Origin of the sequence: Klebsiella sp. RHBSTW-00484 (assembly GCF_013705725.1) — a bacterium.
GTDB lineage: Bacteria > Pseudomonadota > Gammaproteobacteria > Enterobacterales > Enterobacteriaceae > Klebsiella.
Genome location: NZ_CP055481.1, coordinates 804,073 through 819,240, shown reverse-complemented (window position 1 = coordinate 819,240; position 15,168 = coordinate 804,073). Strand labels below are relative to the sequence as shown.

General features: G+C 54.5%; 13 protein-coding genes and 1 riboswitch. Of the genes, 7 read left to right on the top strand and 6 right to left on the bottom strand.

All coding sequences use genetic code 11. The annotated features are described in order from the left end of the window. Nucleotides 1–3: 3 nt before the first annotated feature. A complete protein-coding gene (locus HV213_RS03915; RefSeq protein WP_181484836.1) occupies nucleotides 4–1,164 on the top strand; it encodes a glutathionylspermidine synthase family protein in 1,161 nt (386 codons plus the stop codon). Between the two features lie 43 nt (nucleotides 1,165–1,207). Here HV213_RS03915 and ygiD read toward each other — a convergent pair whose 3' ends face one another. Next, entirely contained in the window at nucleotides 1,208–1,999 is a 792-nt protein-coding gene (ygiD, locus tag HV213_RS03910; RefSeq protein ID WP_181484835.1) for a 4,5-DOPA-extradiol-dioxygenase, read from the bottom strand. A gap of 195 nt (nucleotides 2,000–2,194) precedes the next feature. Here ygiD and zupT point away from each other — a divergent pair, with 195 nt between their 5' ends. Then, complete coding sequence (zupT, locus tag HV213_RS03905; RefSeq protein ID WP_181484834.1) at nucleotides 2,195–2,965, top strand: zinc transporter ZupT; 771 nt, start codon at nucleotides 2,195–2,197, stop codon at nucleotides 2,963–2,965. Between the two features lie 57 nt (nucleotides 2,966–3,022). Here zupT and ribB read toward each other — a convergent pair whose 3' ends face one another. Continuing rightward, nucleotides 3,023–3,676, bottom strand: coding sequence for a 3,4-dihydroxy-2-butanone-4-phosphate synthase (gene ribB / locus HV213_RS03900; protein WP_181484833.1), 654 nt, complete (start codon nucleotides 3,674–3,676; stop codon nucleotides 3,023–3,025). Nucleotides 3,677–3,781: 105 nt separating this feature from the next. Then, nucleotides 3,782–3,933, bottom strand: a riboswitch (FMN riboswitch). A 120-nt stretch (nucleotides 3,934–4,053) separates the two neighbouring features. On the opposite strand from ribB, the gene ubiK reads away from it, so the two are divergent. Beyond that, on the top strand, nucleotides 4,054–4,335 hold the full coding sequence (gene ubiK, locus HV213_RS03895; protein ID WP_181484832.1) for a ubiquinone biosynthesis accessory factor UbiK: 282 nt from the start codon (nucleotides 4,054–4,056) through the stop codon (nucleotides 4,333–4,335). 34 nt (nucleotides 4,336–4,369) lie between these two features. On the opposite strand, the gene glgS is transcribed toward ubiK, so the two are convergent. Next, entirely contained in the window at nucleotides 4,370–4,579 is a 210-nt protein-coding gene (glgS, locus tag HV213_RS03890; RefSeq protein WP_181484831.1) for a cell surface composition regulator GlgS, read from the bottom strand. A gap of 351 nt (nucleotides 4,580–4,930) precedes the next feature. On the opposite strand from glgS, the gene HV213_RS03885 reads away from it, so the two are divergent. Continuing rightward, a complete protein-coding gene (locus tag HV213_RS03885; protein WP_181484830.1) occupies nucleotides 4,931–5,560 on the top strand; it encodes an OB-fold-containig protein in 630 nt (209 codons plus the stop codon). A gap of 31 nt (nucleotides 5,561–5,591) precedes the next feature. After that, nucleotides 5,592–7,292 (top strand): flotillin family protein, encoded by a 1,701-nt coding sequence (locus HV213_RS03880; RefSeq protein WP_181484829.1) that lies wholly within the window; start codon nucleotides 5,592–5,594, stop codon nucleotides 7,290–7,292. 89 nt (nucleotides 7,293–7,381) lie between these two features. Here HV213_RS03880 and hldE read toward each other — a convergent pair whose 3' ends face one another. From hldE to HV213_RS03865, 3 genes are read right to left on the bottom strand one after another with little or no spacing between them, the layout of a single operon-like run. Continuing rightward, nucleotides 7,382–8,815, bottom strand: a complete 1,434-nt coding sequence (hldE, locus tag HV213_RS03875; protein ID WP_181484828.1) for a bifunctional D-glycero-beta-D-manno-heptose-7-phosphate kinase/D-glycero-beta-D-manno-heptose 1-phosphate adenylyltransferase HldE — start codon at nucleotides 8,813–8,815, stop codon at nucleotides 7,382–7,384. A 58-nt stretch (nucleotides 8,816–8,873) separates the two neighbouring features. Next, the gene (glnE, locus tag HV213_RS03870) at nucleotides 8,874–11,708 is read right to left on the bottom strand and encodes a bifunctional [glutamate--ammonia ligase]-adenylyl-L-tyrosine phosphorylase/[glutamate--ammonia-ligase] adenylyltransferase (protein ID WP_181484827.1); all 2,835 of its coding nucleotides are present in this window, start codon (nucleotides 11,706–11,708) and stop codon (nucleotides 8,874–8,876) included. A gap of 23 nt (nucleotides 11,709–11,731) precedes the next feature. Continuing rightward, a complete protein-coding gene (locus HV213_RS03865) occupies nucleotides 11,732–13,030 on the bottom strand; it encodes a CYTH domain-containing protein (protein WP_181484826.1) in 1,299 nt (432 codons plus the stop codon). A gap of 214 nt (nucleotides 13,031–13,244) precedes the next feature. On the opposite strand from HV213_RS03865, the gene HV213_RS03860 reads away from it, so the two are divergent. Then, nucleotides 13,245–13,865 (top strand): TIGR04211 family SH3 domain-containing protein, encoded by a 621-nt coding sequence (locus HV213_RS03860; RefSeq protein WP_112213692.1) that lies wholly within the window; start codon nucleotides 13,245–13,247, stop codon nucleotides 13,863–13,865. A gap of 60 nt (nucleotides 13,866–13,925) precedes the next feature. Beyond that, entirely contained in the window at nucleotides 13,926–15,167 is a 1,242-nt protein-coding gene (locus HV213_RS03855; RefSeq protein WP_181484825.1) for a multifunctional CCA addition/repair protein, read from the top strand. Nucleotide 15,168 lies beyond the last annotated feature (1 nt).

The window sequence follows — 15,168 nt, the reverse complement described above, 5'->3', positions numbered from 1 at the left end:
AACATGGAAAGAATCAGCATTACCGAGCGCCCGGACTGGCGTGAAAAGGCAACAGAATATGGCTTTAACTTTCACACCATGTACGGCGAGCCGTACTGGAGCGAAGAGGCCTATTACAAACTGACGCTGGCGCAGGTTGACAAGCTTGAAGACGTTACCGCTGAGCTACATCAGATGTGCTTGCAGGCTGTGGAGAAGGTCATCGCCAGCGATGACCTCATGGCCAAATTCCGCATCCCCAAACATACCTGGGGATTCGTGCGCCAGTCGTGGAAAACCAATCAGCCCTCGCTGTACTCGCGTCTCGATCTGGCCTGGGACGGTGTGGGTGAACCGAAGCTGCTGGAGAATAACGCCGATACGCCAACGTCTCTATACGAAGCTGCTTTCTTCCAATGGATCTGGATGGAAGACCAGCAGAATGCAGGCTTGCTGCCACCAGGCAGCGACCAGTTCAACAGTCTGCAGGAGAAGCTGATTGAGCGATTCAGCGAGCTGCGCGAACAGTTCGGTTTCCAGTATCTGCATATGGCCTGTTGCCGCGATACCATTGAAGATCGCGGCACCGTGCAGTATCTGCAGGACTGTGCCGCAGAAGCGGGTGTAGCGACCGAATTCCTCTATATCGAAGAAATTGGTTTGGGCGAAAAAGGTCAGTTTACCGATCAGCAGGACCAAGTGATTGGTAATTTGTTCAAGCTCTATCCGTGGGAGTATATGCTGCGCGAAGTGTTCTCTACCAAACTGGAAGATGCTGGCGTTCGCTGGCTGGAACCAGCATGGAAGAGCATCATTTCCAACAAAGCATTGCTGCCGTTGCTGTGGGAGATGTTCCCGAATCATCCCAATCTGCTGGCGGCTTACTTCAGCGAAGATGCGCATCCGGAGATGGAGAAGTACGTCATTAAGCCGATCTTCTCCCGCGAAGGTGCTAACGTCTCTATCGTAGAAAACGGCAAAGTAGTAGAAGCAGTAGAAGGTCCGTACGGTGAAGAAGGCACCATCGTGCAGGAGTTCTACACGCTGCCAAAGTTTGGCGATAGCTACACGCTCATCGGTAGCTGGCTGATTAACGATCAACCTGCGGGGATCGGTATTCGCGAAGACCGGGCGTTGATTACCCAGGATCTGTCGCGTTTCTATCCGCACGTTTTCACTGAGTAACACCTAACCCCGACAGCATGACTCTGTCGGGGTTATCACTTCTTTAAGCACCAATCACCACTGACAGCATGCTGAGCGACCCCATCTCAATTCCTTCAACCGGAATAGTAATCGATTCTTCACCATCCCACGCCCCCAGGACATAAAGCAGCGGCAGGAAGTGGTCTGCGGTCGGGTTGGATAGCGATCCGCCTTCATGCGCCAGATAGTTCACCAACGGATGTTCAGCAACCGGTCCTTTCCAGGTCAGGTTCGCTTTCACGTAATCATTAAACGACTCAGCCCAGGGATATGACGTGCTTTCACCATGCCAACGCGCGGTACGCAGGTTATGCACCACGTTACCGCTCGCGATCAGCATAATGCCCTCATCGCGAAGTTGCGCCAGCTTGCGCCCCATTTCCAGATGCCAGGCCGCGGGTTTAGTACTATCAATGCTCAACTGTACCATCGGAATATCTGCATCTGGATGCATCTTAATCAGCACGCCCCACGAACCGTGATCAAACCCCCAGGCCTCTTTATCCAGCGTCACTGGTACTGGCGCCAGTAACTCAACCAGGCGCTGCGCCAGTTGAGGAGAACCCGGTGCCGGGTAATGCGTATCATATAGCGCCTGCGGGAAGCCGCCAAAATCATGAATGGTTTTCGGTGCTTCCATCGCGGTCACTCCCGTACCGCGCGTGAACCAGTGCGCAGAAATCACCACAATCGCTTTTGGTCGCGGTAGCGCTTCACCCAAGTGGCGCCAGGCGCGAGTGTAGATGTTATCTTCCAGCACATTCATTGGGCTGCCATGACCTAAAAACAGCGCGGGCATACGGGTACGGGACATGATGATATCCTTAATTCAGATGAATTTGATGTATTCACATTACGCGCTTTTGCTGCAGGATAAACTCTGATAAGCATGATGATGATCGTCAGAAAATTTGAATGTAAGAGGTGGTAAAGAGTTAATTCTTCCTCTCGCGATCGTCAATTAATACAGATACTATTAATGATAATCATTATCATAAGGAGATGAATAATGTCATCACCAGTTATATTGACCCTGCTGGCAGGGAGCGCCACCTTTATCGGTGCCATTTTCGGCGTTATTGGGCAGAAGCCGTCCAATCGCTTATTGGGATTTTCCTTGGGTTTCGCTGCCGGGATTATGCTGCTGATCTCACTGATGGAAATGTTGCCCGCCGCGCTGAGAACCGAAGGCATGTCACCATTACTTGGCTACGGTATGTTTATTACCGGCCTGCTGGGCTACTTTGCTCTTGACCGCCTGCTACCGCACGCCCACCCGCAGGACCTGATGATCCCTGGTATCTCGCGCCCGCGTAATCTGCAGCGTACGGCAATGCTCCTGACGTTAGGCATCAGCCTGCATAACTTTCCGGAGGGCATCGCCACCTTCGTGACGGCCAGCAATAACCTTGAGTTAGGTATGGGAGTTGCATTAGCAGTCGCGCTACACAATATTCCTGAAGGGTTGGCGGTTGCCGGTCCGGTATACGCCGCCACCGGTTCCAGAAGTAAAGCCGTGTTCTGGGCTGGAATTTCCGGCATGGCGGAAATCCTCGGTGGCCTGCTGGCCTGGCTTATCCTCGGCAGTCTGGTCTCACCGGTAGTGATGGGGGCAATTATGGCCGCTGTCGCCGGAATAATGATCGCGCTATCGGTCGATGAGCTCATGCCGCTGGCAAAAGAGATAGACCCCCAGAGTAATCCCAGTTATGGCGTACTCTGTGGAATGTCAGTGATGGGATTAAGTCTGGTTGTGCTGCAGACAATGGGGATTGGCTAAGCGCCAAAAACAATAAAGCCCACATGAAAGTGGGCTTTGCGAGCAAATAAGCAAGAATTAGCTCGCTTTACGTTCGTGCTCACGACGATAAGCTGATAAATCTTCGATAGTCACTACGGCCATATTATGCTGCTGAGCAAATTCGATGCACTGCGGCGCACGGGCCATGGAGCCATCGTCGTTAGTCAGTTCGCACAGTACGCCTGCCGGTTTGAAACCCGCCAGAGTCACCAGGTCGATAGTTGCTTCGGTATGACCGCCGCGGGTCAGTACGCCACCCGGCTGCGCACGCAACGGGAAGACGTGGCCAGGACGGTTCAGGTCTGACGGTTTTGCGCCATCGGCAATCGCCGCACGCACGGTAGTCACACGATCAGCGGCAGAAACGCCGGTGGTGACGCCTTCAGCAGCTTCAATGGTCACGGTAAAACCGGTGCCGTAAGCGCTGGTGTTGTTTTCAACCATCATTGGCAGATCGAGCTGTTTGCGACGATCTTCAGTCAGGCACAGGCAGACAATGCCACTGCCGTGACGAATGGTCAGCGCCATCTGCTCAACGGTCATGGTTTCAGCGGCGAAAATCATATCGCCTTCGTTTTCACGGTCTTCATCGTCAAGCACCATCACACCGCGGCCTTCGCGCAGTGCATTTAAAGCGTGTTCCACGCGTTCAAAAGCGGTACCAAAAGAAGAAAGGAGCGTCTGATTCATGGTAAAAAAACCTCATTAAAATTATGGTTACCAGAATCAGGGCAGTCTTAGGAGCGCCGGTTTAGCGGCAAAAGTCAACGCAAGCAGATCGAAACCCGACTGAGCCGTTACTCTCTCCCATCCGGACTCTAACCGTCGGCCCCGGAATCACACCGGATCTGCTGACCTTTCTGCTTTCGCAGAAAGCGCTCGCGGGCTTTCAACGCTATGGTTGATTTACCGCCGGTGGGGAATTTCGCCCCGCCCTGAGAATAAGCACAGCAACTATAACGCTATTGACTATCGTCGGCAATGCATAAGCTTCAAACATTTATGGTTTATCGGTACCGACGATCGCACTACAATGAGCAGCAAACCGACCAGATCAGGAAACCACCATGATTGACCCGAAAAAAATTGAACAGATCGCCCGTCAGGTCCATGAGTCAATGCCGAAAGGCCTTCGTGACCTTGGAGAAGATGTGGAGAAAAAAATTCGTCAGGTGCTCCAGTCGCAGTTAACTCGTCTGGATCTGGTAAGCCGCGAAGAGTTTGATGTGCAGACGCAGGTGCTACTGCGTACACGTGAAAAACTGGCTTTGCTGGAACAACGCCTGAGCGAACTGGAAAGCCGCTCGGCGAGCGTATCGGTGACTCCGAACGCAGAAGAGAAGCCGTAAAACAAGCAACGGGCCGAAAAGGCCCGTTGTAGTCTCAGTGCTCCAACTCCGCTTCTGGGCTCATGGCCTTACTCACCTGCTGGCGGTAAAACTCATATCGTTGGCAAAACCACTCGCGATGCGCTTCATCCATGTTACCGACAATGGCCTGAAGATCGACGGGCTGACCTTGTGCGTACATTCTGGCGAAACTCTGAGCCAGAAAATCAAAATTCTTCATCAAATACATGTCTTTATTATTCATCCGCATACTCCTTCAGCCGTTGGTATTCTGATTGGTCATATGCTTTTTACTCACTTCAGTATTTATTCTTACCTTAACTTTTTTTGGGCGAAAAATGCGTTCAAAGTGGCTATTTATTGCGCTAAATCATAATTCTCATCATTAGGTTTTAAAGTGTGATCTCACATCGCTGAACCTCTCTCCCCTTTGCCTCCAGATCCCCTTGGATACTGCACGGTTAAGTTCCATCTGAGCGCATTAAAAAACAAAAGGAATAGCGATATTACCTATTCTATTGCTCGTATTATTGTTAAACTAACAACCAGTATCCGGGTAAAATTTTTATAAGATCTTTCACGAATAAGGAGATTCATGCATTTATTTTCCGAATACAACAACCCTTATCTTTTCGCACTATCATTCATACTCCTTATTGGTCTTCTGGAAGTCATCGCGCTTATTTTCGGACATCTGCTTTCCGGCATTATTGATGCGCATTTAAATCATTTTGACTCTTTAACTTCCGGTAACATCGGCCAGGTTCTTCATTATCTGAATATCGGGCGAATCCCTGCACTTATCGTACTCTGTCTACTGGGAGGCTATTTTGGGTTTCTCGGTATCCTCATCCAGCACGCCTGGGTGAGCCTTATGCAATCGCCGTTGAACAACTTCCTGTTAGCGCCAGCCTGCTTACTGGCCTCTGGCATCGCGGTACACTATACGGGAAAAGCCATTGCGCCATGGTTGCCTCTCGATGAAACCACGGCAATTACCGAAGACGATTTTATTGGCAGCATGGCCCTTATTACTGGCCATTTTGCCGAGTCAGGCCGTCCGTGCGAAGGAAAGTTCACGGATAAATTCGGTCAAACACATTATTTATTACTTGAGCCGGAAGAGGGTAAAGAGTTTAAAAGAGGGGATCGGGTTCTAATTATCCTCAGACTTACTTCAACACGTTATTTAGCTGAGCTAAATCCCTGGCCACACGTTTTATAGTTTTGTTTCTCATAAATAAGGAGGTTACATAATGGATAGCATTACTGGCTTATTCCCCTCATGGATGTTTACGGCGGGTGTCGCCGTCATTGTTCTATTGGTTATCGGTATTATTTTCGCCAGGCTCTATCGCCGGGCTTCCGCAGAACAGGCTTTTGTCCGTACAGGTCTTGGCGGACAAAAAGTGGTCATGAGTGGAGGGGCTATCTCAATGCCCATTTTCCACGAAATAATTCCGATCAACATGAATACCCTGAAGCTGGAAGTTAGCCGCTCCACCGCCGACAGCCTGATCACCAAAGATCGTATGCGCGTCGACGTCGTCGTGGCCTTCTTCGTCAGGGTCAAACCGTCTGTTGAAGGTATTGCCACCGCAGCGCAAACCCTCGGTCAACGCACATTGTCGCCGGAAGACCTGCGCATGCTGGTCGAGGATAAGTTCGTTGATGCCCTGCGCGCCACCGCGGCGCAGATGACCATGCATGAGCTGCAGGATACGCGTGAAAACTTCGTGCAGGGCGTACAAAATACCGTTGCTGAAGACTTATCCAAAAACGGCCTGGAGCTGGAAAGCGTCTCGTTGACAAACTTCAACCAGACTTCGAAAGAGCACTTCAACCCCAACAACGCCTTTGACGCCGAAGGTTTGACTAAGCTCACCCAAGAGACGGAGCGTCGTCGTCGCGAGCGTAATGAAGTCGAGCAGGACGTTGAAGTCGCCGTGCGGGAAAAAAACCGCGATGCCCTGTCGCGCAAGCTCGAAATCGCACAGCAAGAAGCCTTTATGACGCTTGAGCAGGAGCAGCAGGTGAAAACCCGCACCGCCGAGCAAAACGCGAAAATCACCGCGTTTGAAGCTGAACGCCATCGTGAAGCAGAACAAACGCGCATCCAGGCCGAGCGTCAGATTCAGGAAAGCGAAATCGAACGCGAGCAGATTGTGCGCACTAAAAAGGTCGAAGCGGAGCGAGAAATTCGCATTAAAGAGATCGAGCAGCAGCAGGCGACGGAAATTGCGAATCAGACAAAATCTATCGCCATCGCCGCAAAATCCGAGCAGCAGTCCCAAGCGGAAGCTCGCGCCAACGACGCACTGGCCGAATCCGTACGTGCCCAGCAAAATGTTGAAACCACGCGCCAAACGGCGGAAGCCGATCGTGCGAAACAGGTTGCGTTAATCGCCGCCTCTCAGGATGCGGAAACCCAGGCAGTCGAGCTGACGGTTCGGGCTAAAGCAGAAAAAGAAGCCGCTGAGCTTCAGGCAGCAGCAATCGTGGAACTGGCAGAAGCCGCAAAGAAAAAGGGGCTCGCGGAAGCGGAAGCCCAGCGCGCACTCAACGATGCTATCAACGTGCTTTCCGATCAACAGACCAGTCTGAAATTCAAACTGGCACTGCTGCAATCGCTACCGGCGGTTATCGAGAAATCCGTTGAGCCGATGAAGTCCATTGAAGGCATCAAGATTATTCAGGTTGACGGCCTTAACCGGGGCGGCAGCGCTGGCGGCGCGGAAAACGCCACCGTCAGCGCAGGCGGCAACAATTTGGCGGAGCAGGCGTTGTCCGCAGCCCTTTCCTATCGTACCCAGGCGCCGCTGATTGATTCGCTGTTAAATGAAATTGGCCTCTCCGGCGGTTCTCTGGCATCGCTGGCCGGGCCGCTAACAGCATCAATTCCAGGCACCACTACGACGGGTGAAGCCACTCAGGTAAAAACCCCAGCAGCAGAATAAAAAAACGCCCTCCTGGCAAGGGGGCGTATGCAATAAAAAAACCCGGCAACTTAATCGCGCCGGGTTTTGTCTATCATCAGAAAAAACGCTTATTTTTCGCTATCTTTCTGAATCTTGCGGATAATATTGGTCGTCGAACAGCCATCTTCAAAGTTGAGCACCAGCACCTCGCCGCCGTTTGCCCACACTTCTTCACTACCGGCAATCTGCTCCGGCTTGTAGTCGCCGCCTTTCACCAACAGGTCCGGCAGAATTCCGGCAATCAGCCGCTGTGGCGTATCTTCTTCAAAAGAGACCACCCAGTCGACAGCTTCCAGCGCACCCAGCACGATCATTCGCTGATCCAGCGGGTTCACCGGGCGAGACTCGCCTTTCAGACGTTTGGTCGATGCGTCGCTGTTAACGGCAACAATCAGGCGGTCGCCCAGCTTGCGCGCATTCGCCAGATAGGAGACGTGGCCCGCGTGCAGAATGTCGAACACGCCGTTGGTCATCACGACTTTCTCGCCGCGTTTACGCGCCGCGGCCACTGCCAGCTTCAGCTCTTCTTCGTTCATCACGCCAAAGCCCGTTTCTGAACGCCCGCGAACCGCATTTTCCAGCTCGATAGGCGAAACGGTAGAGGTACCGAGTTTGCCCACCACTACGCCTGCCGCCGCGTTGGCGAAGTAGCAGGCTTCTTCCAGCGAATTACCGGAAGCCAGCGTCGCGGCCAGCACGCCAATCACCGTATCGCCCGCGCCGGTTACGTCATAAACCTCCTGCGCCTGAGTCGGCATATGTAGAGCCGGTCGGCCCGGCTGCAGCAGCGTCATACCCTGCTCGGAGCGAGTGACCAGCAGCGCAGACAGCTCGAAATCAGTGATGATTTTCATCCCACGCTCAACGATTTCCGCTTCGTTCTGACATTTCCCCGCTACCGCTTCAAACTCGGAGAGGTTCGGCGTCAGCAGCGTAGCACCACGATAGCGTTCAAAATCAGTGCCTTTCGGGTCGATCAACACCGGAACGCCCGCGTCACGAGCGAGCTTAATCATGGTCTGCACGCTGGCCAGCGCGCCTTTAGCGTAGTCAGATAGCACCAGCGCACCAATAGAGCTCAGCGCCTGCTGAATACGCTCGTGCATCGGCTGCGGATCGACGCCAGAGAAACCTTCTTCGAAATCAAGACGAATCAGCTGCTGATTGCGCGAAAGCACGCGCAGCTTGGTGATTGTTGGATGCGTCGGCAGGGAAACAAAATCGCACTTCACATTGACGTCGGCCAGCGCCTTGCTTAACGCACGGGCAGCATCGTCAATGCCGGTCAAGCCCACCAGGCGAGAAGTCGCACCGAGCGACGCAATGTTCATCGCTACGTTTGCCGCACCGCCAGGACGCTCTTCGATATTTTCTACTTTCACCACCGGCACCGGCGCTTCCGGCGAAATTCGGCTAGTAGGGCCATACCAGTAGCGGTCCAGCATCACATCGCCAACCACCAACACTTCTGCACGTTCAAACTCTGGCAGCGTTACTTTCATTACTTTCTCCTGCGAGACGCAAACTTTGCGCGCGATAATAGCACACCCGTTTTTTTAGTTAAGCCATCAACCACTTCTGCCAGCTGGCGCTGACCTGTTCACGTTCCTGACTAAACGCATCAGGCGCCACGTTCCCCGGCAGTTCCTGCAGGGCCAGGTGATGCAACGCATCGCGTAACGTGGTGTAGGCATGGGTCAATGCCCTCGCCTCTGCATCGTCCATAATATCGTTCTGCGCCAGCAGTTCCAGAATGCGCACGTTATCAGACCAACGCGTGAGCTTCGGCTTATCACTGGCATAGCGTAGGACCAGATACTGGGTAATAAATTCAATATCCGTGATCCCGCCAGCATCAGCTTTAATATCAAAGCGATCATGATGCTTATTACCGAGGTGAGCGCGCATTTTCTCACGCATTTCCCGCACTTCAGTTTGCAGTTTTTCGCCTTCGCGCGCAGTGGTAAGAATATCCCGACGAATCACGTCAAAACGCGCCTGTAGCTCCGGATCGCCATAGACAATGCGGGCGCGAACCAGCGCCTGATGCTCCCAGGTCCAGGCTTCGTTTTGCTGATAATCAGCAAAGGAATCGGTGGTGGTAACCAGCATACCCGCCGCGCCTGAAGGGCGTAAGCGAGCGTCCACTTCGTACAGAATGCCCGAAGGCGTTCGGGTGCTGAAAAGATGCATAATGCGCTGCGTCAGGCGCAGATAAAATTGGCGACCATCAATTTCGCGCTCGCCGTCGGTCATCACTTCCATCGGGCAGTCATGCAGGAACACCAGATCGAGGTCAGAACTGTAGCCCAGTTCCCAGCCCCCCAGCTTGCCGTAGCCAACCACTGCAAAGCCGCGCCCCTGACGATCGTGCAGATGCGTTGGCTGACCATAGCGAGCGACCATTTGCAGCCACGCCTGTTGAACTACCGCATCGATCATCGCCTCAGCCAGCCAGGTTAAGTGATCGCTTACTTTCATCACCGGCAGCGTCCCGGCGATATCGGCGGCGGCAATGTGCAGCAACTGCGCCTGTTTAAACTGGCGTAACGCTTCCAGTTGCTGCTCTTCATCCTCTTCCGGCACGCGCAGCAGATACTGTCGCAGCTCATCACGATAGGCATCGGTAGCCGTCGGTTGATAGAGGGTATTCGGGTCCAGCAACTCATCCAGCAGCAGCGGATGACGCGCCAACTGACTGGCGACCATCGGCGAAGCGGCGCACAGGCTAATCAGATGTTTCAACGCGCCGGGGAATTCGCTCAGCAGCTCAAGATAAGTGGTACGGGTGACGATCCCGGTCAGTAGCGGCGTAATGCGCGCCAACGGTACCGGAGCATCCGCACGTGAACAGATTTCGCTCAGTAGATGCGGCATGAGCTGGTCAAGCACCTGGCGACCGCGCGGGCCAATCGTGCGCCGGTCCAGCTCTTTACGGAAATCGGCGATCAGCGCCAGCACGCTGCGGCGATCGTTATCCGCAAGATGCGCCAGCGCCGGGCTGGTGTCGTCCTCTTCCAGCGCGTCCTGCCACAGTTCGCGCCAGTACTCTGCGAGCTGTTCATCCGGCGATTGCGCTTCATCGTCGCCAATCAATTCATTAAAGACGCGCCGCACGTTGGCCATCTGCTCGGCCAGGCGCGCGCTAAGCGCCTCCCAGTCGGCAGCGCCCATCCCCCACGCCAGCCGGGCGCGATTGAGTTCGTCCTGCGGCAGGGTTTGCGTCTGTTCATCGTTGATACTTTGCAGCAAGTTTTCCAGGCGACGCAAAAATAGATAGGCTTCTCGCAGCCTTGACGCATCACCTTCAGGTAGTAGGTGGAGCTCTTCGATAGCGGCCAGCGTCGGCAACAAAGCACGCTGTTGCAGCATCGGCTCGCGCCCGCCGCGAATCAACTGGAAGACCTGGACGATAAATTCAATCTCGCGGATGCCGCCCGCGCCGAGCTTGATATTGTCCTTCAGCCCACGGCGGCGAACTTCGCGGGCAATCATCCCCTTCATGTTGCGCAGGGACTGAATGACGCTGAAATCGATGTAGCGACGGAAGACGAACGGCCGCAGCATGGCGCGCAGTTCGCTGGCATAAATGCCATCGTTATCGCCCATAATCCGCGCTTTCACCATCGCGTATCGCTCCCAGTCGCGTCCCTGTTCCTGGTAATAATCCTCCAGCGCGGCGAAGCTCAACACCAGCGGACCGCTATCGCCGAACGGGCGCAGGCGCATGTCGACGCGATAAACGAAACCATCCTGAGTGGGCTGATCCAGGACCTTGATTAGACGTTGTCCAAGACGGGTAAAAAACTGCGCGTTATCCAACTCCCGACGCCCACCTTGCGTGGAGCCATGCTCCGGCCAGGCAAAAATCAGGTCGATGTCGGAGGAGAAGTTAAGCTCGCCGCCGCCAAGTTTACCCATCCCCAAAATCAACAGCGGCTGCGGCGAACCTTCAGCATTGCACGGAGTCCCCCATTCGCGGCAACAGGCAACGTAAAGCCAGTCGCGGGCGGCGACAATCAGCGTCTCCGCCAGCACGCTTAGCTGCTGCAAACTGCTCTCTTCGCTGACCAGCGATAACGACTGGGCCCAGGCGATACGCACCATTATCCAGCGGCGAAACTGGCGCAGCTCGCGCATCAACGTAGCTTCATCATTCACCTCTGCAAGACGCGTCTGTAGCCAGTCGGCGTAATGACGCCACTCCTGCGCCTCAGGCGGCGAGCTTTCAAGTTCCGCTAGCCATTGCGGTTGGGCGACCAGACTGTGCTCGACGAAATCGCTGAATGCCATCACCGACTGCGCCTGCTCACTTAATGTGGATACTGGAAAATCCGCCGGTAGCCGGTCTATGACCGTCTGCCAGTGCTGCTGTAATTGCGAAGAAAGCGGCATCTTAGGGGCTCCCTGGCCTGAAATTATCGTTTTCCACTATGCAGCCAGAACGGCTCTGCTGCCAGCGCCTGGCGACGGAAATATTCGAGGACGCTGCTGTCGTTATGCTCAATCGCCCGGTGGATTTCTTGCCAGCTCTCCAACCACGGCGCGGCAACATCTGCATACGCACCAGCCAGAAGCTGAACGCTGTCGATTTCGCGCGCCAGGCGCGGAAGCTGACCGACATACTCATCGGCTGACGGCTGCGCAATCGAATTTTTCAGCTCAGCCGCCGCCCGAGAGAGCTGAATATCAGCAAAACGTTTGAAAGAACCGCTGATTTTCTGTTCACCGGCAGCGTTCATAAAGGGACGCCAGCCGCGATTCACCAGCCACTCGGTAAGCGCCAGCTTAGCGCCTACGCAGGCAACATTAAACAGCGCTGCCTGGGCGTTCTTTTCCTCCAACAACGCAGCTTCAGCTTCGTTCAAGCGCTCACGAAGTTGGGTCGTTGCCTTACGAGGGACAATGCCGCCAAACAACACCAGCGTATGCCGAACGCGGGCAATCGCATGAAAAATCTCGGCTTTCGCTTTTGAATTGCCGCGATTGAGGACTTCATCATGATAGAGCCAGTGCGCCAGCGCGTTTTCCAGCGCCGCCTCCAGCGCCTGCTCCACGCTGGCCTTCGACGTCACACGCAAAACAGATAATGCGGTTAGCGGACGCTCTTCATTGCCCTGCGCCAAATGATAGCCGCGAGCCGCTTTGCTCAGACTTCCCTGACGCAGCACGCCGATATCCAGCAGGCGATGGGCAAGGGTCAGAATATCCTGCGGATCGCCAGACAGCAGCTCCAGTTCCAGCTCGCAGATAGGCTCCTGATGCTCACCAGCTTTGACTTCCCCCCGATCGAGGGCAATTTCAATCTCGCTACCGCCTTCTTTCACTACCCATCTTTCACGTTCGAAATCGGTACTAAAAAGCGGCTGTACGTTCTGCGCAAGCTCGGTCGGCAGCTCGCACTGCGGCCAGACTTCGGCAGGGAGCTTCTCCAGCGCCAGTTCTGGTTTTTCCAGCGCAATATTGTATTCCGGACGCTGATGTAGCCCGCCCACCACGCGACCAGCGATTTTCAGCGTCATTTCATAACGCCCCTGGTCGCCGCGAATACGCAACCCCATATCGTGACGACGCAGCCAGTTATCCGCCGTTTCGTAGTAAATATTCAGCAATTGACCTGCGGGCGTGTGCTTTGCCTCTAACCCGTTAAGATGCTGACGCAGTACGTCTACGCCATCCTGGGCGACAATAAACTTTAATTCGATTTCTTGAGCCATGACTGAATTCTTCCGCTTATATGCTGTGCCGGGAAAATACGGCGAACTAACGACGATATTTCTTGTCAGTAAATAGTATTTTGCGGCGAATCGCCATGCAATGCGCATTTTGCCGGGCCACCTCCTGGATGATTCCGATTGTGGCGGAAAACTTTGCGTCACTACGGTGATGCCACTACTATCGTTCAACTTTTTATGACCAAACGATGACCTGATGCCAAAATTACGCCTTATTACATTTACTTTGCTGGCGCTTAGCGCCGCCACGGCGGTTCACGCGGAAGAAAAGCGTTACGTTTCTGATGAACTGAATACCTGGGTTCGCAGTGGTCCGGGCGATAATTATCGTCTCGTGGGTACCATCAACGCCGGGGAAGAAGTCGCAGTGCTGCAAACCAACGACAGCACCAGCTATGCGCAAGTGCGCGACAGCAGCGGTCGTACCGCCTGGATCCCGCTGAAAGAGCTGAGCAATGAGCCCAGCATCCGCATCCGCGTGCCGGACCTGGAAAACCAGGTCAAAACCCTGACCGATAAGCTGAACAACATCGATACCACCTGGAACCAGCGTACGGCGGACATGCAAAAAAAAGTCGCCGGTAGCGATGCTGTGATCAACGGCCTGAAAGAAGAGAACCAAAAGCTGAAAAACGAGCTGGTTGTCGCGCAGAAGAAGGTGAGCGCCGCCAATCTGCAATTAGATGACAAACAGCGCACCATTATCATGCAGTGGTTTATGTATGGCGGCGGCGTGCTCGGCGTCGGCCTGCTCCTCGGTCTGGTGTTGCCACACCTGGTGCCGAGCCGCAAACGCAAAGACCGCTGGATGAACTAATTCGTCTTCTCTGCCAGACTTACGTATCATCGTGAGAAAACGAATACGGGAGAGTAAGGCGTGAAGGTTTATCTGGTCGGTGGTGCGGTTCGGGATGCGTTATTAAGGCTACCGGTCAAAGACAGAGATTGGGTTGTAGTTGGCGCTACGCCTCAGCAATTACTCGACGCGGGCTACCAGCAGGTAGGCCGCGATTTTCCCGTGTTCCTTCATCCGCAAAGCCGTGAAGAGTATGCCCTGGCGCGTACCGAGCGGAAATCCGGTTCCGGTTACACCGGCTTTACCTGCTACGCCGCGGCTGACGTCACCCTTGAGCAAGACCTGCAGCGCCGCGATCTAACAATTAATGCGCTGGCCCAGGATGCTGACGGCCAGATTATCGACCCCTATCGCGGCCAGGATGATTTACGCCTGCGCCTGCTGCGTCACGTCTCGCCCGCCTTTAGCGAAGATCCGCTGCGCGTTCTGCGGGTGGCGCGTTTTGCCGCCCGCTATGCGCATCTGGGCTTTCGCATCGCTGATGAAACTATGGCCCTGATGCGCACGATGGCCGATGCCGGTGAACTTGCGCACCTCACGCCCGAGCGGGTGTGGAAAGAGACGGAGAGCGCCCTCACCACCCGTAATCCCCAGGTTTTCTTTCAGACGTTACGCGACTGTCACGCGCTCAGGGTTCTCTTCCCTGAAATCGATGCCCTGTACGGCGTGCCGGCTCCTGCCAAATGGCACCCGGAAATCGACACCGGTCTGCATACCCTGATGACCGTCACGATGGCGGCAATGCTCTCCCCTGAAGTGGACGTTCGTTTCGCCACCCTGTGTCACGATCTCGGGAAAGGGCTGACGCCGAAAGAGCTCTGGCCGCGCCATCATGGCCACGGTCCGGCAGGCGTTAAGCTGGTCGAACAGGTCTGCGTTCGCCTGCGGGTACCGAACGAGATTCGCGACCTGGCAAAGCTGGTCGCCGAATTCCACGATCTGATTCATACCCTGCCGATGCTACAGCCAAAAACGCTGGTCAAACTGTTCGATAACATTGACGCCTGGCGCAAACCGCAGCGGGTCAGGCAAATCGCCTTGACCAGCGAAGCCGACGTGCGCGGGCGCGCCGGTTTTGAGGCTTGCGATTACCCTCAGGGCCGCTTGCTGCTTGAAGCCTGGGAAGTGGCCAAATCGGTGTCGACGAAACAGGTGGTGGCTGAAGGTTTTCAGGGGATTGAGATTCGCGAAGAGCTGACGCGTCGGCGGATTAAAGCCGTAGCACAGTGGAAAGAAAAACGTTGCCCTCAGCCGCAAGACTGAG